Origin of the sequence: Kosakonia sp. HypNH10 (assembly GCF_029850615.1) — a bacterium.
In the GTDB taxonomy this organism is placed as follows: Bacteria; Pseudomonadota; Gammaproteobacteria; order Enterobacterales; family Enterobacteriaceae; genus Kosakonia; species Kosakonia cowanii.
In genome coordinates this window covers 33,869-59,845 of sequence record NZ_JAOTIU010000009.1, presented here as the reverse complement: position 1 = coordinate 59,845, position 25,977 = coordinate 33,869, and the positions used below count along the sequence as shown (strand labels likewise).

The window sequence follows — 25,977 nt, the reverse complement described above, 5'->3', positions numbered from 1 at the left end:
TGACTTCGCCACACAGGACGAACCATCGGCGTGTCGTTAGAAGACACTCAACTCAAATCCCTTCAGATCGCCTTTTTCATCCCAGTTCGGCGGCCCTGTTTCGGTTTTAGCCCCGTTGGCTTTTAACGCGTTAATCAGGTCAGCGGCTTGTTTCAACGTCCCCGGCGCAGCATCTCTCCACTATCCGGTTAATAACCACCGTAGTAGACAAAGACGATATTTTCTTTTTTTAGATGAGCGTTAAGCGCAGAAAAAACTACTTCCCTGACGGTAATACCTTTAAACAAGACCGCGTTGCCATGACCGGCTTTCAATCATTCCCGCGACAAATGTTTTCGCGTGCCTTTTCATGTCTGCTACCCCGTTCGTGATGTTGTGTGAAAATTTTGTTTTTATGTGGTTAAAAAGCATTCTGTACTTTTAATGCACAATGCTATTTTTATCAGCGCCTTTAATGGGTTAGCGTGGTTTTCTGGCGTAAACCATACTAAATACTCTATTTTTCAGGCGATTAAGCAGAGATAATATTCTGTATTAAGCGCGAGATAAACATCTAAAAGTGGGGCTTTCAGCATAAAATAACGGCAGTATACGCGGGAAAAAGCGCCATCATTCAGGTTAAAATCCTGTATCTTTTTCGATCTCTGACGTTTCCGGCTATGCCAGTCGCTGCGCTAAAACTATTCACCTGTTGTATTAAATATAAAAAAGTCTCCAGCCCCGGCGGGTGAAATTGTTTACACTCACTCCCTGTTTCACGTTTTGGACAAACGGTAGATGAAATTAACCATTATCCGGCTGACCAGTTTCAGCGAGCAGGATCATATTGATTTAGCGAAAGTCTGGCCGGAATACGCCCCCGCCTCTCTGGATATTGACGATACGCACCGTATTTATGCCGCGCGGTTTAATGACCGCCTGCTGGCCGCCGTGCGGGTGACGTTGCGCGGCACCGAAGGCGTGCTGGATTCGCTGCGGGTACGGGAGGTCACTCGCCGTCGCGGCGTCGGGCAATACCTGGTGGAAGAGGTGATCCGCGATAACCCGGCGATGACCAGTTGGTGGATCGCAGATATCGGCGTTGAAGATCGCGCCGTGATGGCCGCTTTTGCACAAGCGCTCGGCTTTACCGCGCAGCAAGATGGCTGGGAAAAGCACTAAAAATAGCGGGCAGCGTGAGCCATGCCTGAGCAGGATTTCGCATCGCAGGAAGTCGTTAATCCCCGGAAGCTTACAGGCGTAAGCGACCGGGGCGAATGCAGCCAACGCACCTGCGGCGCGAAAGGCGACTATCAAATATTCATCACTTCGCGTCGGTCGCGGTACCGTTCGCATGCCAGGTAAAGACGCCGAACTCAAAGCCCTTCAGATCGCCCTTCTCATCCCACGTCAGCGGCCCCATCACGGTTTCAACGGAGTGACCTTTCAGATAGGTGGCGATTTCAGCCGGATCGTCAGACTGGTTCAGGCCCGCAGCCAGCGACTGCAGCGCGGCGTAGGTGGTCCAGACAAACGCACCGCTCGGATCCTGTTTCTTGCCTTTGATGGCATCCACAATCGGTTTGTTCGCCGGTACCTGATCGTAGTTCTTCGGCTTGGTGACTAACATCCCTTCGGCAGACTCACCGGCGATGTTAGAGAGTGACACGTTCGCCACGCCTTCCGGTCCCATAAACTGGGTTTTCAGACCGGCCGCGCGCGCCTGGCGCAGGATCTGGCCCATCTCCGGGTGGTAACCGCCGTAGTAAACAAAGTCGATATTCTCTTTCTTCAGACGCGCAACCAGCGTGGAGAAATCTTTTTCACCGGCGGTGATGCCGTCGAAGAAGACCACGTTGGCATTGCCTTTTTTCAGGCCATCCTGCACGGCGCGCGCCAGACCTTCGCCATACTGCTGCTTATCATGAATGATGGCGATGCGCTTCGGCTTCACTTTATCGAGAATGTATTTCGCCGCGGTCGGGCCCTGGTCAGAGTCGAGGCCGGTGGTACGCAGCGTCAGTTTGTAACCGCGCGCGGTCAGCTCAGGGGCAGTGGCCGCAGGCGTGATCATCAGGATGCCTTCGTCTTCATAAATGTCGGACGCGGGCTGAGTGGAAGAGGAGCAGAGGTGGCCGATAACATATTTGATGCCGTCGTTAACCACTTTGTTGGCTACCGCTACCGCTTGTTTCGGGTCACAGGCATCGTCATATTTCACCACCACCAGTTTGTCGCCTTTGACGCCACCTTTTGCGTTGATATCGGCAACAGCCTGCTCAGCACCGGTAAATTCCTGATCGCCATACTGCGCAACCGGACCGGACATCGCACCGACAACGGCAACTTTGATATCTTTGGCGAATGCCACGTTGCTCATTGCTAACGCAATACATCCTGCCAGTAACGCTTTGCCCTTCATTTTCATCCTGAGTTTCCCCATTGTTATGGTTTTTGCAATTGTTGTGATGTTGTTATCTGGAATATTGCTTCGCCTATTACCCTAAGCAAAGAATATGATATTTGTTATTGTGCAGAATAGTGCCCTGTAAGCAGCATACTCTGCTAAAACATACCCCATTTTATGGAATAAGGAATAGCAATTTTGCAGGTTATGCGGCAGAGCGATGCGAGAACGTGACAAAGCCGCCCATAAGGCGGCTGAATAATTAATGCGTCAGCGACCGCTGGATAATATCCAGCGCTTTTCGGAACTGCTCATCAGGAATGGTCAGCGGATAGAGGAAGCGGATAACGTTGCCATAGACGCCGCAGCTCAGCAGCAACAGACCGGCTTGGAGGGCGTTATCCTGTACCTGTTTGGTGAACTCCGGGGACGGCGCGCCGGTATGCGGGTCAGAAAACTCTACCGCCACCATTGAGCCCTGCGCGCGGATATCGGCAATATGCGGGCAGTGCGCTTTCGCATGGGTCAGCACTTCGACCAGATCTTTGCCCAGCTGGTTCGCGCGTTCGCACAGCTTCTCCTCTTCAATCACATCCAGCACCGCATGCGCTGCCGCCACCGCCAGCGGATTACCGGCATAAGTTCCGCCCAGGCCGCCAGGCGCAGGAGCATCCATCAACTCGGCACGCCCGGCAACCGCCGAGAGCGGTAAACCGCCCGCCAGACTTTTCGCCATAGTGATGAGATCGGGTTTGATGGCGTAATGCTCGCTGGCAAAGAGTTTGCCGGTACGGGCAAAACCGCTCTGCACCTCGTCAATGATCAGCAGAATGCCGTGGCTGTCGCACAGAGTACGCAGCGCCTGCATAAACTCTGGCGGAGCGATATTAAAGCCCCCTTCGCCCTGTACCGGCTCTAACAGGATCGCGGCGACCTGATCGGGGGCGATATCGGCTTTGAAGAGATGCGTCAGGCTTTGCAGCGCCTGTTCGGTGCTGACGCCGTGCAGTTCATTTGGATAGTGGGCGTGATAAACCGAACCGGGAAACGGCCCGAAACCGATTTTGTAAGGCGCAACTTTTCCCGTCAGCGCCATGGTCATAAAGGTGCGTCCGTGGAAGCCGCCGCCAAAGGCGATAATTCCGGGGCGTCTGGTATAAGCGCGGGCGATTTTCACCGCGTTTTCAACCGCTTCGGCACCGGTAGAGAAGAAGGCAGTTTTCGCCGGGCCATCAATGGGAACCAGCCCGTTGATGCGCTCGGCAAGCGAGATATAGCTTTCGTAAGGAACGATTTGGTACGCGGTGTGCGTAAAAGCCTGGAGCTGTTTTTCGACTGCTGCCATCACTTTTGGGTGTCGATGGCCGGTATTTAGCACCGCGATCCCGGCGGCAAAATCAATTACCTCGTTGCCTTCCACATCCCACAGCGTGGCGTTTTCTGCTTTCTCAGCGTAGAAGCCGCACATCACGCCAACCCCGCGCGGCGTCGCGGCTACACGCCGCTGATGTAATTCACTATTCTTCACCTTTTTCCCCTCTCTGTGCCAACCCACAGAGTAAGTATATAGCGCCTTCGTTAAGACGACGTTTTAACCAGCACCGGGAGTGAGAGGAAATTCAGATAATAAAAAACCGGGTGAGCTTTCGCTGACCCGGTCTGTTTGCGGCTGGCGCTTACGCTTCGATAGCGGCGCGCAGTTTTTTCATCGCGTTCTTTTCAAGCTGGCGTACGCGTTCGGCGGAAACGCCGTAACGGTCGGCCAGCTCCTGCAGCGTGGACTTGTTATCTTCGTCCAGCCAGCGGGCGCGGATGATCTGCTGACTACGTTTGTCGAGACCCTGCATCGCATCGGTCAGCTTGTTGGCTGCCTGCTCTTCCCAGTTATCATCTTCAATGCCATCAGCAAAGTTAGATGTTTTGTCCTGTAAGTAGAGCACCGGTGCCATCGGCTGGCCGTCCTGCGCATCGTCATCGGAAGACATATCAAACGTCATGTCCTGGGCCGCCATACGCGACTCCATTTCACGCACGTCTTTACTGGTCACACCCAATTCGCGGGCGACCATTTCGACTTCGTCCTGGTTAAACCAGCCGAGACGCTGTTTAGCCTTACGCAGGTTAAAGAACAGCTTACGCTGTGCTTTAGTGGTCGCGACTTTCACGATACGCCAGTTGCGCAGCACATACTCGTGGATCTCAGCTTTGATCCAGTGCACGGCGAAAGAGACCAGACGCACACCGACTTCAGGGTTGAAGCGGCGTACCGCTTTCATCAGGCCGATATTTCCTTCCTGGATCAGATCCGCCTGCGGCAGACCATAGCCCGAGTAATTACGAGCAATATGAACAACAAAGCGCAGGTGAGACAGGATCAGCTTTTTCGCTGCTTCCAGATCGCCCTGGTAATGCAGCTTTTCAGCCAGCGCCCGCTCTTCATCGGCCGTCAACATCGGCCATGCGTTAGCGGCCCGGACGTAAGATTCCAGGTTGCCAACAGGGGCTAAAGCTAAAGTTTGCATTTCTTTGGTCATTCAAATCCTCTCAATTCACTATCAACTGGCGGCGGTCTGTCCCCATAAGGCAACAAACATGCCAGCATTTTTGAGCAACGAGAATAGCATTCACTTTTTTATCAGACAGTGATTTTATCCACAAGTTCCTTGTAGGCGTGTGAATAAATTACGCACAAATTGTGACATCCGGATGAACAGCCGACGCGGGGAACAGCAAGACAGTTGGATACGCTCTCCCTGCAACGGTATTCGTCATTGCAGGGGAGGAGTATACCAGAGAATCGTTAGTCCGGAGTAAAGTGACGTAAATGTTGCACCGTCGCCAGCCAGGCGGCAATCCAGCCAATCATCGAGCACACCAGCAATAGCAGCAAACATTCATCGAAAGATAAGCCACTTAACTCAAACTGCGTGCCGAAGACCTTCGCCACATCCGTCACCGCCGACGAGAGTCGCATCACCAAAATTTCAGATAAAATGAGCGATAAAAACGCGCCGGAGAAGCCAAGCAGTGCGCCGCCGTAAAGGAACGGACGCAGAATAAATCCATCGGTTGCGCCAATCAACTTTTGCACATTAATGGTATCGCGACGGGCAAAGATGCTGAGACGCACACTGTTGCCGATTACCAGGAAGACGGCAGCGATCATCAACACGCCAATCATGGCCGAAACGCGCCCAACCAGCCCGGTCAGCGCCGACAGACGCGCAAACCAGCTATCATCCATGCGTACTTCATCAATGCCCTGCACGCGCGTAATGCGATCGCGCAGCGTGTTCAGCGCCTCGGTGCTCTGGAAATCGATTTTCGGCACCACTACCGCCACTGCCGGCAGCGGGTTCTCTTCCAGCATATCTAACGCGCCGCCAAAGCCGGACCAGTTACGAAACTCGCCGAGCGCATCCTCGCGGGAGAGATAGTTCACCTTCTCGACGCCCGGTTCGGACTGAAGTTGCCCGACCACCTGCTGCGCGGCGTTATCATCCAGCGATTTATCGAAGTAGACGGTGATCTGCGGCGAAGGGTAGTACTGCGACGCCGCATGGCTGACGTTTTTGTAGACCATATAGCAGACGCTCGGCAGCGTCAGCGAGATGGCAATCACCATCACCGTCAGGAACGTTGCCAGCGGTTTACTCTTCAGATCCTGCAGCGCACCGTGCCAGGCGTAGCGCATCTGCTCGTTGAAGACATTGGTTTTACGCGAAGGCGGCCGGGAGGCCGGTTTGCTGCGCCTCGGCGCGTTGCGGCTCCCTTCACCCGCCGCTGAGGAGGATTTGCGAAAACGGTCGAGCTTGCTGCCGAATTGCCGAATATGATTGATTGCGTCGCGCTTATTCACCCGCCAGGCCTCCATGCAAATGGCCGTCGCTCAGGCTCAGCATGCGGTACGAACGCCGGGAAATGAGCCCCATGTCGTGCGTCGCCATCAGTACCGTCACCCCAACGCGGTTAAACTCTTCAAACAGACGTAAAATCCCTTCAGACAGGGCTTCATCCAGGTTCCCGGTCGGTTCATCCGCCAGCAAGACGGCAGGTTTATTCACCACCGCACGGGCGATGCCCACACGCTGCTGTTCACCGCCGGAGAGCTGGATCGGGAAGCTTTTCGCTTTGTCGAGCAACCCGACTTTATCCAGCGCCGCCGACACGCGACGGCGAATATCATCCCCGCTGGCCCCGGCGATAATCAGCGGGATCGCGACGTTATCAAACACTGTGCGATCCATCAGCAGATGGTGATCCTGGAAAATCATGCCGATCTGGCGGCGCAAAAACGGCACTTCGCGGCTTTTCAGCCGGGAAATATCGTGGCCGCTGAAGAAGATTTTCCCGGCGCTTGGCCGTTCAATCCCACAGATCAGCTTCAGCAGGGTACTTTTCCCCGCGCCGGAGTGCCCGGTCAGAAACGCCATCTCGCCCTGCTGCAGGTGAAAAGTCACCCCCTGCAGCGCTTGTCTCCCACCGAGATAGGCTTTGCTGACATGTTCAAAGCGAATCATTGTTAATCCTCTCGGGCAAAAAGCGCCTCAATAAAATCGCCCGCATTAAACGGACGCAAATCTTCAATACGTTCGCCAACACCGATATAGCGGATTGGGATACCGAACTGATCCGCAACCGAGAAGATCACCCCGCCTTTCGCGGTGCCGTCAAGCTTGGTCAGCGTGATGCCGGTTAAACCGACCGCTTCGTGGAACAGTTTGGCCTGGCTTACCGCATTTTGCCCGGTGCTGGCATCAATCGTGAGCATCACTTCGTGCGGCGCATTTTCATCGAGCTTCTTCATCACGCGCACAATCTTTTTCAGCTCTTCCATCAGGTGCGATTTATTCTGCAGACGGCCAGCGGTATCCGCAATCAGCACATCGACATTACGCGCCTTCGCAGCCTGAATAGCATCAAAGATAACCGAAGCGGAATCTGCGCCGGTATGCTGGGCAATCACCGGAATATCGTTGCGCTGGCCCCACACCTGCAATTGCTCAACGGCCGCAGCACGGAAGGTATCGCCCGCCGCCAGCATCACCGATTTGCCCTGCTGCTCAAACTGGCGCGCCAGCTTGCCGATAGTGGTGGTTTTACCGACGCCGTTAACGCCGACCATCAGAATAACGAACGGCGTTTTGCCTTCGACATTCAGCGGCTCGTCCACCTTCGCGAGGATCTCGCTCATCTCCTCTTTCAGCAGGCCATACAGCGCTTCCGCGTCGCGCAGCTGCTTGCGGCTGGCCCCTTCTGTCAGGTTGGTGATGATTTTCCGCGTGGTCTCAACGCCGACATCAGCAATCAGCAACTGCTCTTCCAGCTCTTCGAAGAGATCATCATCGATTTTTTTACCGCGGAACAGACTGATAAATCCGGAACCGAGATTCTCTTTTGTTTTCAGCAGGCTGCGCTTCAAACGCGCGAAGAAACCCTCTTTGGTTGGCTTCTCCTGCTCCTGAACTGGCTCGTCGACCGGCACAACCATCACCGCTTCTTCCGCCGCTTCGGCCGCCAGCGCATCCAGCTCTTCCTCGCTCGGCAGCGTCTCGTCTTCTATCTCTTCAACTTCTGGCTCGGTGACTTCAACGTCCGCAGTAACCAGCGGCTCGGCTTCGGCCTGCCACTCTTCGGCGTCAATGCTCTGCTCGCTAAGCTCTTCCGGCAGCGGCAGCGCTTCATGCTCAACGGCGGCAATAGGTGCGGCTTCGATAATCTCTTCGACAGGCTCTTCAACAGCCGCTTCTTCTATAACCGGCTCTTCGGCAACCGGTTCTGCTACAACGCGCTCTTCAGCGACCGGCTGCGGTGCCTCTTCATGCGCCAGCTGCTCGCTGACCTCGACAACCTCTTCGGCGAACTTTTCGCTGTCGGCGGCAGGCTCGGCAACCGGTGTCTCTTCTACCTGTTGTTCCGCTGTTTTCTGCTCTTCTGCTTGCGCCTCATCGGCACGCTCTTTCTGCCCAAAGCCCAGCCAGGAAAAAAAGCCACGTTTCTTTTCATTTGCCATTGGCGACTACACTCCTCGCTGTTGATTCTATAGCGCAGCCTGTCTGCTCGACCAGGACTGAAATCATTGGTGAATTAGTCGGATAGTCTAACACTTTCCTTATCTCTCATCACGGCCTGAGGATTAGGGTTTAACGCAATTCATCCGCCCGCTAGAATAGCAGGCCGAAATGATGAGCAAAGCGAAGACCATGAAGAAACCCAACCGTGCCGCCAGCGGACAAATTCGTATTATTGGCGGGCAGTGGCGGGGCCGTAAATTACCGGTTCCCGACAGCCCAGGCCTGCGCCCGACCACCGATCGCGTGCGTGAAACCCTTTTTAACTGGCTGGCACCGTCAATGGTTGACGCCCGCTGCCTCGACTGCTTCGCCGGCAGCGGCGCGCTCGGGCTGGAAGCGCTCTCCCGCTACGCCGCCAGCGCGACGCTGGTCGAGATGGAGCGCAGCGTCGCCCAGCAGCTCCAGCAAAACCTCGCTACGCTTAAAGCCACTAACGCGAAAGTCGTTAACAGCAACACGCTGAACTTTTTAGCCGCAGCGGGCACCCCGCACACCATTGTGTTTATCGATCCACCGTTTCGCAAAGGGATGCTGGACGACACCGTGCGTTTGCTGGAGAACAACGGCTGGCTGGCGGATGATGCGCTCATTTATATCGAGAGCGAAGTGGAAAATGGCTTACCGTCAGTGCCTGCGCACTGGCATTTACACCGGGAAAAAGTCGCGGGCCAGGTGGCTTATCGTTTGTATCACCGCGAAGCACAAGGAGAGAAGCATGCCGTTGCTGATTAATCTGGGCCGTCTGATGATGCTCTGCATCTGGGCCTTTCTGATCTTCAATCTGATCCACCCCTTTCCGCGCCCGTTGAATATTTTCGTCAACGTCGCGCTGGTTTTTACCTTCTTTATGCATGCCTTGCAGGCGACGATGATGAAGACCGCGCTGCCGAAAGAGGGGCCGCAAATGACCAAAGTCGAGCAGCTGCGCATTTTTCTTTTTGGCGTCTTTGAACTGCTGGTCTGGCAGAAGAAGCTGAAAGCAAAGAGATAACTCCGTCAGATTAAGTGGAATTGCAGGGCATTGGGGGAAGTTCGCATTGTCATCCCCCTTTTTACGCCACTACACTTGAGGGGAGAGTTTTACGCAACAATAACAGTTACAGGGACTTAATTATGCTGTGGTCATTTATTGCTGTTTGCTTTTCCGGCTGGTTGTTCGTCGACGCTTCCTATCGTGGCCCGGTGTGGCAACGCTGGGTGTTCAAACCCGTAACCCTTCTGCTGTTACTCCTGCTCGCCTGGCAAGCGCCCATGTTTGATGCCATCAGCTATCTGGTGCTGGCGGGTCTGTGCGCCTCGCTGGTGGGTGATGCCCTGACGCTGCTGCCGCGTCAAAAGTTACTTTACGCCATCGGTGCCTTCTTCCTGGCCCATCTGCTCTATACCATCTACTTCGCCAGCCAGATGACGCTGACCTTCTTCTGGCCGCTGCCGCTGGTGCTGCTGGTGATTGGCGCCCTGCTGCTGGCGGTGATCTGGACGCGTCTTGAAGAGCTGCGCATGGCTGTCTCCACCTTTGTCGCCATGACGCTGGTGATGGTATGGCTGGCCGGTGAGCTGTGGTTCTTCCGCCCAACCAGCCAGGCGCTGTCGGCGTTTATCGGCGCATCGCTGCTGCTTATCGGCAATATTGTCTGGCTCGGCAGCCACTACCGTAAACGCTTTAGCGCGGATAACGCCATCTCCTCCGCCTGCTATTTTGCCGGTCACTTCCTGATCGTCCGTTCGCTCTATATCTAAAGCGCTTGACTCTGGAGTCGACTCCAGAGTGTATCCTCCGGTTAATGAGAAAATTATCATTCACCGGAGGATGCGATGGCTGCTCCCGAACTCAAGAAAACACCGCACTTTGCCGCGCTCAAACTGCGCCCCGTTGCTGAAAGCAATGCTCCCTGCTGCGGCGATACAAGCTGTGAAACCCGCTCCGCACCGGAAATAACCGCCGCAGGCGATCGCTTTAGCTGGCAGGTGAGCGGCATGGATTGTGCCGCCTGCGCCCGTAAAGTGGAAAACGCGGTTCGCCAGGTCGAGGGCATCACGCAGGTGCAGGTTGCCTTCGCCACTGAAAAGCTGATTGTCATCGCGCAAGACGATGTGCGCGAGCGTGTAGAAAAAGCCGTTAAGCAGGCGGGCTACCAGCTTCGCAGCGAAAACAGTGCTCCCGCGCCTGCATCTTCACCTCTGCGCGAAAACCTGCCGCTGATCCTGCTCATCGTCATGATGACGCTAAGCTGGGGGCTGGAGCAGTTCAATCACCCCTTCGGCCAGGCGGCCTTTGTGCTTACCACGCTGGTCGGCTTATGGCCGATTGCCCGCCAGGCCGTACGCCTGATAAGAAGCGGCAGTTGGTTCGCCATTGAAATGTTGATGAGCGTGGCGGCGATAGGCGCGCTGTTTATCGGCGCGACCGCCGAAGCGGCGATGGTGCTGCTGCTGTTTTTAATCGGTGAACGGCTTGAGGGCTGGGCCGCCAGCCGCGCGCGCAAAGGCGTCAGCGCACTGATGGCGTTAAAACCTGACAGCGCCATTCGCGTGCATAACGGCGTGCGTGAAACTATTCCCGCCAGCCAGTTGCAACCCGGCGATACCATTGAGGTGCCCGCGGGCGGGCGTTTACCGGCGGATGGCCGCCTAATCTCGCCGTTCGCCAGTTTTGATGAGAGTGCCTTAACCGGCGAGTCACTGCCCGTCGAGCGCAGCGCGGGTGAAAGCGTGCCCGCAGGTGCCACCAGCGTCGATCGGCTGATCACCCTCGAAGTCGTGTCAAAAGCGGGCGAAAGCGCCATCGACCGCATCCTGAAACTGATTGAGGAGGCAGAAGAGCGCCGCGCGCCCATCGAGCGCTTTATCGATCGCTTCAGCCGCATTTACACCCCGGCGATCATGGCCGTGGCGCTGCTGGTGGCGGTGATTCCCCCCCTGCTCTTTTCCGCTCCGTGGCTGGAGTGGGTCTACAAAGGGCTGGCGCTGTTGCTGATTGGCTGCCCCTGCGCGCTGGTGATCTCCACGCCTGCGGCCATCACCTCCGGGCTGGCGGCAGCCGCACGTCGCGGGGCGCTGATCAAAGGCGGCGCGGCGCTGGAGCAGCTCGGCACCCTGCGTCAGGTGGCGTTTGATAAAACCGGCACCCTGACTCTCGGCAAACCCCAGCTGGTCGCCATTCAGGCATTTTCGGCTACAGAGGAGCAGGAACTGCTGGCGCTCAGCGCCGGGGTTGAGCAGGGTTCGACGCACCCGCTGGCGCTGGCGATTGTGCAGGAGGCGCAACGTCGTGGCATCGCTATTCCGCAGGCCGACGGGCAACGGGCGCTGGCCGGGAAAGGCATTGAAGCGCGCATCGGCGCGCATAACATTCACATCTGCGCGCCGGAAAAGGTGCCAGCAGGCCTGCTAAACGACGCAGAGCGCAAGCAAATTGAGCAGCAGGAAGCACGCGGGCAAACGGTAGTAGTGGTTCTGCGCGATAACGCCATTATCGGTACGCTGGCGCTACAGGACACCCTGCGCGACGATGCAAAAGCCGCAGTAGCCGAGCTGCATGCCCTTGGCATCACGGGGGTAATCCTCACCGGCGACAACCCGCGGGCAGCGGCAGCGATTGCCGGTGAGTTGGGGCTGGAGTTTCGCGCCGGGCTGTTGCCGGAAGATAAAGTCAGCGCCGTGCGCGCGCTGAATGAAGTTGCCCCGCTGGCGATGGTCGGCGACGGCATTAACGATGCGCCGGCGATGAAAGCGGCAACCCTCGGCATTGCGATGGGCAGCGGTACCGATGTCGCGCTGGAGAGCGCCGATGCGGCATTAACCCATAACCGGCTCTCCGGCCTTGGGCAGATGATCCGCCTGGCGCGCGCCACGCACCGTAATATTCGTCAGAACATCGCCATTGCGCTGGGGCTGAAGGGGATCTTCCTGGTCACCACGCTTTTGGGAATCACCGGATTATGGCTGGCGGTGCTGGCGGATACCGGCGCAACGGTGCTGGTGACTGCCAACGCGCTGCGCCTGTTACGCCGCAAAGATTAGTGGCTTTTACGCACTAAATAGCGGTAGGGCAGCGTCTCGGTCTGGTCGGCCACCAGTTCATGTTCCATAAAACGGCAGAAGCCGGGAATATCGCGGGTGGTTGCCGGATCGTCGGCGATAATCAGTACAGTTTCGCCAACCTGCATGTTACGCACGGTTTTGCGCACCATCATTACCGGCTCCGGGCAGCGCAGGCCAAGGGCATCAAGAGTGTGGTCGGCGGTAGAAAACGGATCGCTCATCTTCATCTCACAAGTGAAAAAACCGCCCTAGTTTACGCTGCCATTTTCAGGGCGCAAGGGAGGTTAACGATTGCGTTAAAATTAGCCATTGCATCGCGCGATGATTGCAGTATCATGCGGCGGCTTCTGCCTGGCAGAGCATAAATTGAACTGGGTTCCCTCACCCCATTTACCAAAAAGGTCACAATATGACGCACTTTTCCAACGCACAGCGCATGAAGGCGCTGGTCTGGCTATCGCTTTTCCACTTGCTGGTGATTATCTCCAGTAACTACCTGGTGCAGCTCCCGGTCGCCATTTTCGGCTTCCACACCACCTGGGGTGCATTCAGTTTCCCGTTTATCTTCCTGGCAACGGATCTCACCGTGCGCATTTTCGGCGCGCCTCTGGCACGAAGGATTATTTTTGCCGTGATGGTGCCCGCCCTGCTCGCCTCTTACGTTATCTCGTCGCTGTTTTATATGGGCAGCTGGCAAGGTTTCGGCGCGCTCGCCCACTTTAACCTGTTCGTCGCGCGTATCGCCGCCGCCAGCTTTATGGCGTATGCGCTGGGGCAGATCCTCGATGTACACGTCTTTAACCGCCTGCGCCAGAGCCGCCGCTGGTGGCTTGCGCCGACGGTCTCGACCATTTTTGGTAACGCCAGCGATACGGTAGCCTTCTTCTTTATCGCCTTCTGGCGCAGCCCGGATCCCTTTATGGCGCAGCACTGGACCGAAATCGCGCTGGTGGATTACAGCTTCAAGGTGCTTATCAGCATCGTCTTCTTCCTGCCGATGTATGGCGTGCTGTTGAATATGTTGCTGAAAAGACTGGCAGACAAATCTGAAATCTCTGCATTACAGGCGGGTTAAAGGTACGACTTATCAGTTGTGATAATATGGAACAACGAGCCATTATGGCTGTTTATTGAAAGGATGAAGTCAATGCGCAATCTGGTGAAATATGTCGGTATTGGCCTGCTGGTGATGGGGCTGGCTGCCTGTGATAACAGCGACAGCAAGAAGCCCGCACAGGGTGCCGCCGCAGAGAGTAACGCCTCCGGCCAGCCGGTGACCCTGCTCGACGGTAAACTCAGCTTCTCGCTGCCTGCGGATATGACCGATCAGAGCGGCAAGCTGGGCACGCAATCCAACAACATGCACGTCTACTCTGATGCCACCGGCCAGAAAGCGGTGATTGTGATTGTTGGTGATAACACGCAGGAAGATCTGAGCGTGCTGGCGAAACGTCTGGAAGATCAGCAGCGCAGCCGCGACCCGCAGTTGCAGGTTGTGACCAACCGCTCGATTGAGCTGAAAGGGCAGACCCTGCAACAGCTCGACAGCGTGATCTCCGCTAAAGGCCAGACCGCATGGTCCTCCGTGGTGCTGGGGAAAATTGATAACCACCTGGTTACCCTTCAGGTGACGCTGCCGGCGGAAAATCAGCAGCAGGCGCAGACCGCTGCCGAGAACATTATTAACACCATCGTGGTGAAATAACGCCGCAACAATCGAAAAGAGAAAGGGAACCTGCGGGTTCCCTTTTTTATGCCCGGCCAGATAAGCGTTTACACGCTATCCGGTACTCTCTGCTTTAACCGCCACGCCAACAGCAGCGCAACCGCCACCAGGCCGGCGGCAGCAAGATAAATAGATGAGACGCCCGCCCAGGCCATCAGCAACCCTGCCAGCGGGCCGGTCACGCCTAGCGAGAGATCCATAAACACCGTATAGGTTGCCAGCGCGGAGCCCTGATTGTGCTGCGGCACCGCTTTTACCGCCACCACGCCCAGCGCCGGGAAGACCAGCGAGAAACCGGCCCCGGTCAGGAAGACGCCCAGTTTCACCATCCACGGATCGACCGCCAGGCCCACCAGCAGCAGCCCGCAGGTCTCCACCGCAAAGCAGAGCAGCGCCACGTTAAGCCCGCCAAAGCGGTTGATACCATTGGGAAACAGCAGCCGTGCGCCAACAAACGCCACGCTGAAGAGCGTCAGAGCGAACGCTGCCCCGTCCCAGCCTCTGGCATCGTAATAGAGGGTAATGAAGGTGGCGATGACGCCAAAACCTGCCGAACCGAGCGCCAGCGCCATCCCGTAGAGCCAGACGCGCCCGAGCACAGCGCGAAACGGCAGCGGTTTGCCTTTACTGGCTTTCACCGCCGCGCGCGGTAGCGCAAGCAGCACCGCCAACAGCGCGACGGCCATAATCGTCACCGCCAGCCCGTGCAGGCCGCCATAGTGATAACAGAGCACGCCGAGCGGTGCGCCAAGCGCCATCGCCCCGTAGGTGGCAATACCATTCCACGAGATGACGCGCCCGATATGCACCGAACCGACCACGCCGACGCCCCACAGCGTCGCGCCGGTACCGGCAAAACTCTGGCCGATGCCTAAAATCACCCGCCCAAGGCAGAGCAGTAGCAGGCTCAACACGCCCGACTGCATTCCCGCCAGCAGATAGCTCAGCCCGCTGAGAAACGCGCCGCAGAGGCCGAAAATCACCACTTTTTTTGGCCCCAGCAGATCGGCGTAGCGCCCGGCATGCGGGCGGCTGAGCAGCGTGGCGAAGTACTGAAGACTTATCACCAGCCCCGCCCAGAAGGCGCTGTAGCCCATCACGTCATGGACAAAGCCGGGCAACACAGCCAGCGGGAGACCAATGGTGAGATAGCTGGCGAAGTTAAAAATCACGACGGACAAAATCCGCAGATTGAGACGCAATCCGCTTAGCGCCGGTTCAGCGCGGTGTTCAGGCATCAGGATTTACTCAGATTTTTTACAACAGGATTTCACTATTACCACGACACAAGGTAGAAAGCAGCACGACTTTAAGATTATCTCTGTCAGGCGAAGGTGGCGCGGCGCACTACACTTACTGGCAATAAGAAAAAAAAGGAATTAATCATGATGCAACCTCAGCCAGACCGGGCGGGCCTCCACATTCTTCTCAAACTGGCGTCACTGGTGGTAATACTCGCCGGTATCCACGCCGCAGCCGATATTATTGTGCAACTCCTGCTGGCGCTCTTCTTCGCCATTGTTCTTAACCCGCTAGTGACCTGGTTTCTGCGCCGCGGCATCAAGCGCCCGGCGGCCATTGCCATTGTCGTGCTGGTGATGCTGGTCTTTCTGACCGCGTTATTCGCCGTGCTTGCCGCGTCGATGAACGACTTTATGACCCTGCTGCCGAAGTACAACCGCGAGCTGACACGCAAGTTTCTGCAGCTTCAGGACGCACTGCCGTTCCTGCATCTGCATCTCTCCCCGGAGCGCATGCTGCAACGCATGGACTCCGACCGCATGATGTCCTTCGCCACCACCATGGCGACGCAGTTATCAAATGCGATGGCAAGCGTCGTGCTGCTGGTGATGACGGTGGTGTTTATGCTGTTTGAAGTGCGCCATGTGCCCTACAAAATGCGCTTCGCTCTGAATAATCCGCAGATCCACATCGCTGGCCTGCACCGCGCGCTGAAAGGGGTGTCGCACTACCTGGCGCTGAAAACGCTGCTCAGCGTCTGGACCGGGCTGATTGTCTGGGTCGGGCTGGTGGCGCTCGATGTGCAGTTTGCGCTGATGTGGGGCGTGCTCGCCTTCCTGCTGAACTACGTGCCCAATATCGGGTCGGTGATCTCCGCCATTCCGCCGATGATCCAGGCCCTGCTGTTCAATGGCACCTACGAGTGCCTGTTAGTCGGTGCCCTCTTCCTTGTTGTACACATGCTGATTGGCAACATCCTTGAGCCGCGCATGATGGGCCACCGCCTCGGCATGTCGACGCTGGTGGTATTCCTCTCGTTATTAATCTGGGGATGGCTGCTCGGCCCGGTAGGGATGCTGCTCTCGGTGCCGCTCACCAGCGTATGCAAAATCTGGATGGAGACCACCACCGGCGGCAGCAAGCTGGCGATTATGCTTGGCCCAGGCCGACCGAAATCGCGATTACCCGGTTAAGCTCTCTTGCGGGCGGGCAGGAAGATAACCAGCACGCCCGCCACAATCAGCGCCACGCCAAACGCACCGCGCAGAGTGAAGGGTTCATGCCAGCCAGGTAACCAGATGGCGGCGGCCCACACCAGAATGTAACTCAGGCTGAGCAGGGCATAGGCTTTGCTCAGCGCCATCCGGTGCAGGGCCAGATACCAACAGCCCATCGACGCCACGTAGCCCACCAATCCCAACAGCAGCGCCAGCGTGCCAGCCTGACCATGCAGCAGCGCCAGCAAAAAGGCGCGCAGATCGGCCAACGGCGGCAGCGACAGCATGCCATCACGCAGTAACAGTTGCGCCCCACTCACCAGCAGCACGCTAAGAAGCGCCCAGGGTAGCCCCTTCATAATGAACTCCCGAGCAGCGCCACACCGGCAATAATCAACGCCAGACCGCAGGCATGCCGCAACGTGATCCGCTCATGCCAGATCGCCCTCGCCGCCAGGGTCACCCAGACAAAATTAAGGCTCAGCATCGGGTAGGCGACGCCGACCGGAATGCGCTGCAACACCAGCAGCCACAGCACCATCCCCGCACCCAGCGCCAGCAATGCCAGCGCCAGCCACAGGCCAACGTGCCTGCCGCGCGATGCCCCACTCGCCGGGCGCGTCGCCTGCTTCTGGCACAACTGCCCCAGGCAGCTCAACAGGCTGGCCGCGCCGAGCCAGATCCAGCTACTCATTGCGGAAAGTACTGCAATAACACCATCCGCCCCTGCTGATAGACGTTATCCGGTTTCGGAATAGGCAGACGCATAAACTCATCGGCCTGCGACTGATGCAGCACCAGCGAAACAATCCCTTGCTGGCGATGCCCGGCCAGCCAGTCGGTAAAATCACGCTCGGCGACAAAACGCCCTTTCGCATCGGGATAATCCAGGCCATAAGCCAGCTCACCGCGCGAACCGAACAGCAGAATATCGCTGCGCTTCAGCTCCCAGGCGAGCCCGGAGGCGACGCCGGGATTATCCGACAGCACGTAGCGGCTCTCCGCCAGCGCGTCATCAATGCAGGCGATCAGGAACTGCGGCTGTTTGGAATCCATCACTTTATCCGGAATGGCAAACCCCACCAGCAGCGCCAGCGTCAGCGGCGAAAGCGCGGCGAAGAACCAACGCTCGGCGCTGGCCTTGAAGGTAAACAGCCCGACCAGCGCCCACATCAGGAAGATGAAGGCAGCGAGCGCGGCTTTATAATCTTCGATCGGCAGCCAGACGGGGTGCTTCAACATCCCCCACGGCGACACCACCAGCGCGGCGATCGCGCCAGTGACCCCGAAAGCGATATTGATCCCGGCGTTGATGCGCAGCACTTTCACGCTCGCAGCGGTGCGCGCGTAACGTGCCATCAATATCGCCAGCGGCGCAAAACAGGGCAGAATATAGGTCAGCAGTTTTCCCTGGGCGATACTGAAGAAGATCAGCGGCATCACCACCCAGCCGAGCAGGTAAAAAGCATCACTGCGCGCCCGCCAGCCGGTTTTCAGCGCACCGGGCAGCAGCCCAAGCCACGGCAGCGAACCGGCAAGCAAACAGGGAATGTAGTACCAGAACGGGGCTTTATGCTGCGCGTCATCCTGGGCAAAGCGCTGAATATGCTCCACCCAGAAGAAGTAGCGCCAGAAATCAGGCTCGCGCGCCGCAATGGTCAGCCCCCACGGCAGCACCGTCAGCACGCACGCCAGCACCGCAAGCCAGCCCCAAATCAGCACCTCTTTCCAGCGCCGCTGCGCAATCACCCACGGCAGCACGCCGATAACCGGCAGCGCCAGCGCCAGGAACCCTTTGGTCATTACCCCCATGCCGCAGGCGATGCCGAGCAGCAGATAGCCACCCGCTTTCCCGCGTCGGCTGGTGGCCTGCGCCGCCAGCCAGAAGCTGAACATCGCCAGCGTCATCCACAAGGCGATCATCGGATCCAGCACGGCATAGGTACCGACACCGTACACCAGCAGCACGGTCAGGTAGATCACGCCAGAGAGCAGCGCCGTCGCTTTGTCGCGCCACATTTTCCACGCTAACGCGCCAACCAGCAGGGCAGAAACGGTGGTGGAGAAGACCGCGCCAAAGCGTACCGCGAAGTTGTTGTGACCAAACACCCACTGCGCAAGGGTGTTGATCCAGTACCCGGCGATCGGTTTTTCAAAATAACGTAACCCCAGGAAATGGGGCACCATCCAGTCGCCGCTTTGCAACATCTCGCGGCTGATCTCCGCATAGCGAGTCTCATCCGGTTGCCAGAGCAGGCGATACTCGAGCGGCGCAAGGTAATAAAGGGCAAACAGCGCCAGCAGCGCTAAACCATAGTGAACAGGTTTCATCGTTGTGCACTCAACAGTTTTTGGCATCCCAGCCACCCTTCGCGGCCAACCACTTCGCCGCGTACCACTTTGCCGGGCGGCAGTGTCGTGACATCGTCCGGTAGCAACTGCCCCAGCGGGCAAAATGTAATCTCCTCCTGCGCCGCCAGCGTCAGCAGCTGATCAAACGCATCGGCGCCGATAATCCCCTCCACTTCAGCATGGATGGTGTAAACCGGCGTACCGTGGGCGCGATGCATGCGATCAAGGATAAAGCGGTTGAAGCCCTCGGCGCTCACCGAGGAGCCAACCACCTCATCCCAGGTGGGTAGCGAAACGGGGATTTGCGGCGCGGCGTAGGTTTTCTCTGTCAGTTGCGGGCGAAAAGGCTGGCTACCGCGACAGTCGCTGTTATAGCGGAACGGGAAAACCGCTTTCGCCTTCACCACCCGCTGATCTGCCCGCCAGCCCGCCGCCGCCGAGCAGGTGACCGGCTGGCCGATAATCCGCTCCAGCGCCGAGAGGCCACGTGCGATCTCCGTCTCCAGCCGCGCCTGATCCCAGACGCCGCTCCAGCTTTGCCAGGCGTGGTGATCCCAGGCGTGCAGCCCGACTTCATGCATACGCGCCGTCTGGCGAATGATCTCTGCGTTGGCATCGCCAATAATGCGTCCCGGCCAGGCGGTACCCGCCAGCAGAATATCCCAGCCATACAGCGACGCCGCGCGCGAGCGCAGCATCTTCCAGAAAAATTTCGGCTTCAGCAGACGCCAGATATGCCGCCCCATATTGTCCGGGCCAACGCTAAAAAAGACGCTCGCCTGGATCTGATGTTTCTCCAGCAGTTGCAGCAGGCGCGGCATGCCCTGCTGCGTGCCGCGAAAAGTATCGACATCAATACGTAAGCCGATTTTTTTCATGCTTATTGCTCATCCGTCAGTTCGACCGTACGCAGGAAGAAGTCGAGCGTCTCGTCAACCGTCTGGCGCATCGCCACCGTTGGCTCCCAATGCAGGCAGCGTTTGGCGTTGCGAATGCTCGGTTTGCGGTGCTCAACATCCTGGTAGCCTTTGCCGTAATAGCTGCTGCTCTCAACGTCGCGGAAACCGGCAAAAGGCGGGAAGCGGTGGCGCAGCGGATGCTGCTCAAAGCTCTCCAGCAGCATCTCGGCAAGCTCTTTGATACTGGCTTCGTTCTCCGGGTTGCCGATATTGATAATCTCGCCGTCGCAGCGCCCGTCGCGGTTTTCAATAATTCGGAACAGCGCTTCGATACCATCGCTGATATCAGTAAAGCAGCGCTTCTGTTTTCCGCCTTCAACCAGCTTGATCGGCGAACCCTCCACCAGGTTGAGGATCAGCTGAGTGATGGCGCGGGAGCTGCCGATGCGCGCGGCATTGAGGTTATCCAGACGCGGGCCCATCCAGTTAAACGGACGGAAGAGCGTAAACCGCAACCCCTCTTTCTCGCCATATGCCCAGATGACGCGGTCGAGAAGCTGTTTCGACACCGAGTAGATCCAGCGCTGTTTGCTTACCGGCCCGACCACCAGGTTCGAGTTGTCCTCATCAAACACCTTGTCGGTGCACATGCCGTACACTTCCGAGGTCGACGGGAAGATGATGCGTTTGTTGTACTTCACACAGTCGCGGATGATCTTCAGGTTCTCTTCAAAATCGAGCTCGAAGACGCGCAGCGGGTTGCGGGTGTACTCAATCGGCGTGGCGATCGCCACCAGCGGCAGCACCACGTCGCATTTTTTAATGTGGTACTCAATCCATTCGGAATGAATGCTGATATCGCCCTCGACAAAGTGAAAACGCGGGCAGTCGAGGAAACGTCCGATGGCGTCGGAACCGATGTCGAGGCCGTAAATCTCGTAGTTATCGTCGCGCAGCAGGCGCTCGGTCAGGTGGTTGCCGATAAAGCCGTTTACCCCAAGGATCAGCACGCGAGTGCGGCGTTTTACCGCCACCACCGGTTTACTGCTCAACAGCGCCCCGGCTACCAGTCCCAGCGACTGCGCCAGTTGTGCGCCCTGCATATAAACGCCTTTCTCAGTCTGGCCGGTCATCACCTCCAGCGCCCCCTCGCCGCAGGCGATAATCAGCGGCGCGACGGAGATAACGGTTCCCGCTCGTGCTGGCGCAACATCGCTGCGCACGCGGGATTTCCAGACGATAAATTTGTGCGTGCCGACAAAGCTGAACGCGCCCGGCCACGGATCGCTCACCGCGCGTACCAGGTTGTGCAGGGTTTGCGCCGGTTTTTCCCACTCCAGGCGACCATCTTCCGGCGTGCGGCGGCCCACATAGCTCGCCTTGCTCTCATCCTGCGCGGTTTCGCTGAAGGTGCCGCTTTTCAGCGTCGGTAAAATCCCTTCCAGCAGATGTTTGGCGCTCTCGGTCAGTTTACGGTGCAGCGACAGCGCGTCATCGGCGTCGGCAATCTCAACCGCTTGCTGGGCGATGATCGCCCCGGCATCGGCGCGGGAGATCATCCGGTGCAGCGTGACGCCGGTTTGCGTTTCGCCATTCACCAGCACCCAGTTCAGCGGCGCGCGTCCGCGATAGGCAGGCAGCAGTGAACCGTGCAGGTTAAACGCGCCGATGCGCGCGCTGTTGAGGATCGCTTCGCCGAGCAGGTTACGGTAGTAGAACGAGAAAATGATCTCCGGCTTCAGCTCGGTAATGCGGTCGACCCACAGCGGATGGTTAACGTCATCCGGGGCATAAACCGGAATACCGCGCTCGGCGGCAAGGCGCGCCACCGAGCCGAAAAAGGCGTTTTCCTGTGCGTTGTCGGCATGGGTGAAAATCGCGGCGATATCAAACCCGGCATCCAGTAACGCCTGCACACCGACGCATCCCATATCGTGATAAGCAAAAACAACGGCTTTCATTGGTTCTTTTCCTCTTGCGAAACGTCATGATCCTGGCGGACAACGCGTTGAATAAAGTAGCGGGGACGGGCGCGCACATCGTTGTAGATGCGCCCGATATACTCCCCAAGCAGGCCCATGCCGATAAACTGTGCGCCGATAAAGGTGAAGAGAATGGCGAAGAGGGTAAACACCCCTTCCCCTGCCCACTGCGCGCCAAACGCCAGCCGCAGAATGACCAGCAGCAGCGACAGCGAGAAGCCAAACAGCGCGATGGCGCTGCCAAACACGCTGAGCAGGCGCAGCGGCGTGGTGGTCAGGCAGGTCACCAGGTCGTACATCAGGTTAATCAGGCGCATAAAGCTGTATTTCGAGTCGCCAAATTCACGCTCGGCATGCTGCACCGGGATCTCAACCGCCCGGCGGGCAAAGGTGTTGGCGAGGATCGGGATAAAGGTGCTGCGCTCGTGGCAGCGCAGCATCGCGTCAACGATATGACGGCGATAGGCGCGCAGCATGCAGCCGTAGTCGCCCATCGCTTTCCCGGTAGCGCGCTGGATCAGATGGTTAACGCCGCGCGACGCTAGCTTGCGAAACAGGCTGTCCTGGCGGTTTTGCCGCACGGTGCCCACCACGTCATACCCTTCGTTGGCTTTTGCCACCAGACGCGGGATCTCCTCCGGCGGGTTTTGCAGATCCGCATCCAGGGTAATCACCAGATCGCCGGTAACATGGCTGAAACCGGCCATGATCGCTGAGTGCTGGCCGTAGTTGCGGTTGAGCAGCACCGCGACGATATGGCTGTCGGGCTGCTCGGCTGCGTCGGTAAGCATACGCGCGGAGTCATCGCTGCTGCCGTCATCCACCAGCAGGATTTCGTAATCGATACCGATTTGCGCGCAGCTGGTGGTGGTGCGGCGGATCAGCTCCGGCAGGCTCTCCTGTTCGTTATAAACCGGGATCACCACCGAGACTTTTTCAATAAGCGGGAGGGTGAACATATCAGCAGCCTGCGATCTGTTTAAGCGCGTCAATGACGCGGGTTGTGTCGTCATGGGTCATATCCGGAAAGAGCGGCAGGGAACAGATACGCGCGCTGTTCCACTCCGTGTTGGGAAGATCGGTCGGGAAGTTTTCGCGGTAGTACTTCTGGGTATGCGCCGCGCGAAAATGGAGGCCGGTGCCGATACCCTGCGCTTTTAGCCGCTCCATCAGTGCGTCGCGAGAGAGGCCGCAGCGCTGCTCGTCGACGCGAATAATAAACAGATGCCAGGCGTGCTGATGCGGCCACGACGGCAGCGCCAGCGGCTGAAACGGCGTCGCTGCCAGTTCAGTCAGATAACGGTGGGCAATTTCCTGACGGCGGGCGTTGGCGGCCGGCAGTTTGTCGAGCTGCACAAGTGCAATAGCGGCATTGATATCCGCCAGGTTGTATTTAAAGCCCGGCGAGATCACCTCGGCCTGCGGCGCGCGGCCGTGGGTCTGGCGGTCATAGGCATCGACGCCGAGGCCGTGAAACTTCAGGCTGCGAATGCGGTTTGCCAGCGCCTCGTCATCGGTCACCACCAGCCCGCCTTCGGCGCAGGTCATATTTTTGATGGCGTGGAAGGAGAAGATTGCGCAACCGCGCGTGCCGACGTGGTGGCCTTTGTAGTAGGTGCCCGCCGCGTGCGCGGCATCTTCAATCACCGGAATGCCGTACTTTTCACCGAGGGCGTGAATAGCGTCGATATCCACCGGCGCGCCCGCGTAGTGCACCGGCACAATCGCTTTTGTACGTGGCGTGATCGCCGCTTCGATCGCCTCAGGTGTCACCATCAACGTATCGCGATCGACATCGATCATCACCGGCGTCGCGCCGAGTAGCACGATCATGTTGAGGGTAGAGACCCAGGTCATTGAGGGAGTAATCACTTCATCGCCCGCGCCGATACCCAGCGCCATTAACGTGACGTGCATCCCCGCCGTTGCAGAGCTGACGGCAATAGCGTGCTGGTTGCCGGTCAGTGTGCAAAACGCCGCTTCAAGTGCCTGATTCTTCGGCCCGGTAGTGATCCAGCCCGACGCCAGCACCTGCTGAATGGCGGCGAGTTCATCCTCTCCCATCGATGGGCGTGAAAAGGGTAAAAATTCACTCATCATTTTTTCCTGGCATCAACGGCATATTAGAAACCTGCCACAGTGAAACATGTAATGGGAATAAAATGGCGCACAAAACTTAAATGAAAATAGAATGAACCTACGATTTCAGTGCTTTTTACCGAAAAAGTGATAATGGAGAGAGTAGCAATAAAAGATTAGGAGAAGATTAAGAAATTAACCTACAGATAAAAACATAAAAACCTTTAAAAACATCGCGATATATAATACAACAAGTTTTTTATACTGTGATTCCTGTCAAAAAAGTGCAATAAAAAACGCCCATTCAGTCAATGAACGAGCGTTATCTTAATTATTTAAACAGAATGACAACAAAGCAAAAATAGTCTTATTTTTCTGCAAACAATTATTTCATTAGCCACAGCGTTAATAACGTCATAAATGTGAAACTATTCTGATAAGTTGCGCGGGAAATTAGCCGGTAATTCACTGGCCGGGCAGGCAATCACCTGCTCATTATTCTCGCCGCAGTCGCGCACAAAGGTGATGGTGGCAAACTCATCAATCACTTCCGTCGGGTAAGCCGGGCCCGCCTCACGCAGAGACTCCATCAGCGCAATATGATCGTTCTGGAAGCAGACGGTTTTCTCCGGATTGTTGATCACCCAGCGCGGGAAGAAGATGGTGCCGTGGAACAAGCGGTCGCCGAGGTTGGCAATCAGGCTGACGTCGGTGCCGGTCGGCTCAGTCCAGGAAATTTTATAGATGCTTTCGCCAACGCGAACGATATAGACCCGCTGATCTTTCACCCAACGGTTGGCCACGATCCCGCTGTGAATGCGGTAATCGATGGTGTTGGCGTTTTTCACATACAGCTCGTAGTTCCAGCCATTATCGTAGGTGTAGACCAGATGTTTACCGACAAAGCCACTCAAATCATGTTTATCAAAGCTGCTCATATCTCATCTCCTCTTGTTGTTGAGGAGATCGTACCTCTGCAAAAAACCAATGAATAACGCTATATTTGCATTAAATCCATTCAAAAATTAGATGAGTTATGCACAAGAGCACGCTGGAACAATGGTCGCTGCTGCAAAAAGTGGTCGAACTGGGCAGCTTTGCTAAAGCGGCGGAAGAGACGCACCGCAGCCAGTCTTCGGTCAGCTATAACCTGGCGCTGCTGCAGGAGCGGCTCGGCGTCGCGCTGCTGGTGCCGGAGGGGCGACGGGCGGTGCTGACGCCAGCGGGCGAACTGCTGCTCAGCCAGGTGAAGCCGCTGCTGAAAGCCTTTGAGTGGGTGGAGACCCGCGCCGCCACGCTGCGAAATGGCATGCGCACCCGGCTGGATCTGGTGGTCGATAGCATCTTTCCGCGCGCGCGGCTGTTCGCCATCCTGCGCCAGTTCCAGCACTGTTATCCGCAAACCCAGGTGCGCCTGACCGAAGTGCTGGAGACCGCCCCGGACGATGCGCCGAGCTACGCGCAGGCGGATGTGATGGTGTTAACCCGCCGCCAGGATATGACCGGTCGCGGGGAGTGGCTGATGAATATCGATTTTGTTTGCGTGGCGCATCGCGATCACCCTCTCAGCGCGGCGCAGCAGGTGAGCGAAGCGATGCTTGCCGCCTGGCCGCAGATCCGTATCGCCGAAAGCGACGCCCGGCAAACGCCGGTCGCGCAGGAGGCGTGGACCTTTTCCACCATTGATGCCGCCATCGAAGCGGTGCAGTATCAGGTCGGTTACGGCTGGCTGCCGCAGGAGCGTATTGCCCCGCTGCTGGCGAGCGGTCAGCTGAAAGCGCTGCCGCTCAACCACGGCGCACGCCGCGCCACGCCGCTGCATCTGATCGTCAAAAAGGATCTCGCCCCGATTGATGAGCAGGTAGAGATGCTGTTGCAGTTGTTTAAAGCGCAGTAAGGGAAGATGCCCGGTGGCGCTGCGCTTACCGGGCCTACGTATTCCGCGCACCTATCCATCCGGCAATCCTCATCCGCCC

25 protein-coding genes and 1 pseudogene are annotated in these 25,977 nt (G+C 57.3%); 9 read left to right on the top strand and 17 right to left on the bottom strand.

The window, feature by feature from the left end:
• Window positions 1-36: 36 nt before the first annotated feature.
• A pseudogene (locus N7V53_RS20310) lies at window positions 37-314 on the bottom strand (hypothetical protein); the annotation flags it as partial.
• A gap of 463 nt (window positions 315-777) precedes the next feature.
• Here N7V53_RS20310 and panM point away from each other — a divergent pair.
• The gene (panM, locus tag N7V53_RS20305) at window positions 778-1,161 is read left to right on the top strand and encodes an aspartate 1-decarboxylase autocleavage activator PanM (protein WP_279794708.1); all 384 of its coding nucleotides are present in this window, start codon (window positions 778-780) and stop codon (window positions 1,159-1,161) included.
• A 142-nt stretch (window positions 1,162-1,303) separates the two neighbouring features.
• On the opposite strand, the gene N7V53_RS20300 is transcribed toward panM, so the two are convergent.
• The 6 genes from N7V53_RS20300 to ftsY form a co-directional block, all read right to left on the bottom strand.
• Window positions 1,304-2,407, bottom strand: coding sequence for a branched-chain amino acid ABC transporter substrate-binding protein (locus N7V53_RS20300; protein ID WP_139569052.1), 1,104 nt, complete (start codon window positions 2,405-2,407; stop codon window positions 1,304-1,306).
• A 241-nt stretch (window positions 2,408-2,648) separates the two neighbouring features.
• Window positions 2,649-3,914: a 4-aminobutyrate--2-oxoglutarate transaminase gene (locus N7V53_RS20295; RefSeq protein WP_279794707.1), complete on the bottom strand. Its 1,266-nt coding sequence runs from the start codon at window positions 3,912-3,914 to the stop codon at window positions 2,649-2,651.
• Between the two features lie 148 nt (window positions 3,915-4,062).
• Window positions 4,063-4,920: an RNA polymerase sigma factor RpoH gene (rpoH, locus tag N7V53_RS20290; RefSeq protein ID WP_279794706.1), complete on the bottom strand. Its 858-nt coding sequence runs from the start codon at window positions 4,918-4,920 to the stop codon at window positions 4,063-4,065.
• A 266-nt stretch (window positions 4,921-5,186) separates the two neighbouring features.
• Complete coding sequence (gene ftsX / locus N7V53_RS20285) at window positions 5,187-6,245, bottom strand: permease-like cell division protein FtsX (protein ID WP_279794705.1); 1,059 nt, start codon at window positions 6,243-6,245, stop codon at window positions 5,187-5,189.
• On the bottom strand, window positions 6,238-6,906 hold the full coding sequence (ftsE, locus tag N7V53_RS20280; RefSeq protein ID WP_023482101.1) for a cell division ATP-binding protein FtsE: 669 nt from the start codon (window positions 6,904-6,906) through the stop codon (window positions 6,238-6,240). The genes ftsX and ftsE overlap by 8 nt, the downstream gene beginning before the upstream one ends.
• A 2-nt stretch (window positions 6,907-6,908) precedes the next feature.
• Complete coding sequence (gene ftsY / locus N7V53_RS20275) at window positions 6,909-8,399, bottom strand: signal recognition particle-docking protein FtsY (RefSeq protein WP_279794704.1); 1,491 nt, start codon at window positions 8,397-8,399, stop codon at window positions 6,909-6,911.
• A gap of 190 nt (window positions 8,400-8,589) precedes the next feature.
• Here ftsY and rsmD point away from each other — a divergent pair, with 190 nt between their 5' ends.
• The 4 genes from rsmD (at window position 8,590) to zntA (ending at window position 12,483) form a co-directional block, all read left to right on the top strand.
• Window positions 8,590-9,192: a 16S rRNA (guanine(966)-N(2))-methyltransferase gene (gene rsmD, locus N7V53_RS20270; RefSeq protein WP_094423010.1), complete on the top strand. Its 603-nt coding sequence runs from the start codon at window positions 8,590-8,592 to the stop codon at window positions 9,190-9,192.
• Window positions 9,182-9,451, top strand: coding sequence for a DUF1145 family protein (locus N7V53_RS20265; protein ID WP_223284346.1), 270 nt, complete (start codon window positions 9,182-9,184; stop codon window positions 9,449-9,451). Before rsmD ends, N7V53_RS20265 begins: the two co-directional genes overlap by 11 nt.
• Window positions 9,452-9,573: 122 nt before the next feature.
• The gene (locus tag N7V53_RS20260; RefSeq protein ID WP_279794703.1) at window positions 9,574-10,200 is read left to right on the top strand and encodes a lysoplasmalogenase; all 627 of its coding nucleotides are present in this window, start codon (window positions 9,574-9,576) and stop codon (window positions 10,198-10,200) included.
• Between the two features lie 75 nt (window positions 10,201-10,275).
• Window positions 10,276-12,483, top strand: a complete 2,208-nt coding sequence (zntA, locus tag N7V53_RS20255; RefSeq protein WP_279794702.1) for a Zn(II)/Cd(II)/Pb(II) translocating P-type ATPase ZntA — start codon at window positions 10,276-10,278, stop codon at window positions 12,481-12,483.
• On the opposite strand, the gene tusA is transcribed toward zntA, so the two are convergent.
• Entirely contained in the window at window positions 12,480-12,725 is a 246-nt protein-coding gene (tusA, locus tag N7V53_RS20250) for a sulfurtransferase TusA (protein WP_023481988.1), read from the bottom strand. The genes zntA and tusA overlap by 4 nt on opposite strands.
• Window positions 12,726-12,913: 188 nt before the next feature.
• Here tusA and N7V53_RS20245 point away from each other — a divergent pair, with 188 nt between their 5' ends.
• Both N7V53_RS20245 and N7V53_RS20240 read left to right on the top strand, forming a co-directional pair.
• Window positions 12,914-13,579 carry a 7-cyano-7-deazaguanine/7-aminomethyl-7-deazaguanine transporter gene (locus N7V53_RS20245; RefSeq protein WP_279794701.1) on the top strand — a complete coding sequence of 222 codons (666 nt, stop codon included), beginning with the start codon at window positions 12,914-12,916 and terminating at the stop codon, window positions 13,577-13,579.
• Between the two features lie 72 nt (window positions 13,580-13,651).
• A complete protein-coding gene (locus tag N7V53_RS20240; RefSeq protein WP_023482047.1) occupies window positions 13,652-14,209 on the top strand; it encodes a DcrB family lipoprotein in 558 nt (185 codons plus the stop codon).
• Between the two features lie 68 nt (window positions 14,210-14,277).
• Here the strand turns inward: N7V53_RS20240 and N7V53_RS20235 are convergent, their stop codons facing one another.
• On the bottom strand, window positions 14,278-15,468 hold the full coding sequence (locus tag N7V53_RS20235; protein ID WP_279794699.1) for an MFS transporter: 1,191 nt from the start codon (window positions 15,466-15,468) through the stop codon (window positions 14,278-14,280).
• Window positions 15,469-15,615: 147 nt separating this feature from the next.
• Between N7V53_RS20235 and N7V53_RS20230 the strand changes: the two genes are divergently transcribed.
• On the top strand, window positions 15,616-16,665 hold the full coding sequence (locus N7V53_RS20230; RefSeq protein WP_023482089.1) for an AI-2E family transporter: 1,050 nt from the start codon (window positions 15,616-15,618) through the stop codon (window positions 16,663-16,665).
• Here the strand turns inward: N7V53_RS20230 and arnF are convergent.
• The 8 genes from arnF to N7V53_RS20190 form a co-directional block, all read right to left on the bottom strand.
• Window positions 16,662-17,048: a 4-amino-4-deoxy-L-arabinose-phosphoundecaprenol flippase subunit ArnF gene (arnF, locus tag N7V53_RS20225; protein ID WP_279794698.1), complete on the bottom strand. Its 387-nt coding sequence runs from the start codon at window positions 17,046-17,048 to the stop codon at window positions 16,662-16,664. The genes N7V53_RS20230 and arnF overlap by 4 nt on opposite strands.
• A complete protein-coding gene (arnE, locus tag N7V53_RS20220) occupies window positions 17,045-17,383 on the bottom strand; it encodes a 4-amino-4-deoxy-L-arabinose-phosphoundecaprenol flippase subunit ArnE (protein WP_042713190.1) in 339 nt (112 codons plus the stop codon). The genes arnF and arnE overlap by 4 nt, the downstream gene beginning before the upstream one ends.
• Window positions 17,380-19,020: a lipid IV(A) 4-amino-4-deoxy-L-arabinosyltransferase gene (gene arnT / locus N7V53_RS20215; protein ID WP_279794761.1), complete on the bottom strand. Its 1,641-nt coding sequence runs from the start codon at window positions 19,018-19,020 to the stop codon at window positions 17,380-17,382. Before arnT ends, arnE begins: the two co-directional genes overlap by 4 nt.
• The gene (arnD, locus tag N7V53_RS20210) at window positions 19,017-19,919 is read right to left on the bottom strand and encodes a 4-deoxy-4-formamido-L-arabinose-phosphoundecaprenol deformylase (protein WP_094422438.1); all 903 of its coding nucleotides are present in this window, start codon (window positions 19,917-19,919) and stop codon (window positions 19,017-19,019) included. The genes arnT and arnD overlap by 4 nt, the downstream gene beginning before the upstream one ends.
• 2 nt (window positions 19,920-19,921) lie before the next feature.
• On the bottom strand, window positions 19,922-21,901 hold the full coding sequence (gene arnA, locus N7V53_RS20205) for a bifunctional UDP-4-amino-4-deoxy-L-arabinose formyltransferase/UDP-glucuronic acid oxidase ArnA (RefSeq protein ID WP_279794696.1): 1,980 nt from the start codon (window positions 21,899-21,901) through the stop codon (window positions 19,922-19,924).
• Window positions 21,898-22,881 (bottom strand): undecaprenyl-phosphate 4-deoxy-4-formamido-L-arabinose transferase, encoded by a 984-nt coding sequence (gene arnC, locus N7V53_RS20200; RefSeq protein ID WP_042713194.1) that lies wholly within the window; start codon window positions 22,879-22,881, stop codon window positions 21,898-21,900. Before arnC ends, arnA begins: the two co-directional genes overlap by 4 nt.
• A 1-nt stretch (window position 22,882) precedes the next feature.
• Window positions 22,883-24,019, bottom strand: coding sequence for a UDP-4-amino-4-deoxy-L-arabinose aminotransferase (arnB, locus tag N7V53_RS20195; RefSeq protein ID WP_279794760.1), 1,137 nt, complete (start codon window positions 24,017-24,019; stop codon window positions 22,883-22,885).
• A 410-nt stretch (window positions 24,020-24,429) separates the two neighbouring features.
• Window positions 24,430-24,939 carry a phenolic acid decarboxylase gene (locus tag N7V53_RS20190; RefSeq protein WP_023482074.1) on the bottom strand — a complete coding sequence of 170 codons (510 nt, stop codon included), beginning with the start codon at window positions 24,937-24,939 and terminating at the stop codon, window positions 24,430-24,432.
• A gap of 98 nt (window positions 24,940-25,037) precedes the next feature.
• On the opposite strand from N7V53_RS20190, the gene N7V53_RS20185 reads away from it, so the two are divergent.
• Window positions 25,038-25,898 carry a LysR family transcriptional regulator gene (locus N7V53_RS20185; protein ID WP_128481959.1) on the top strand — a complete coding sequence of 287 codons (861 nt, stop codon included), beginning with the start codon at window positions 25,038-25,040 and terminating at the stop codon, window positions 25,896-25,898.
• Window positions 25,899-25,977: the final 79 nt, after the last annotated feature.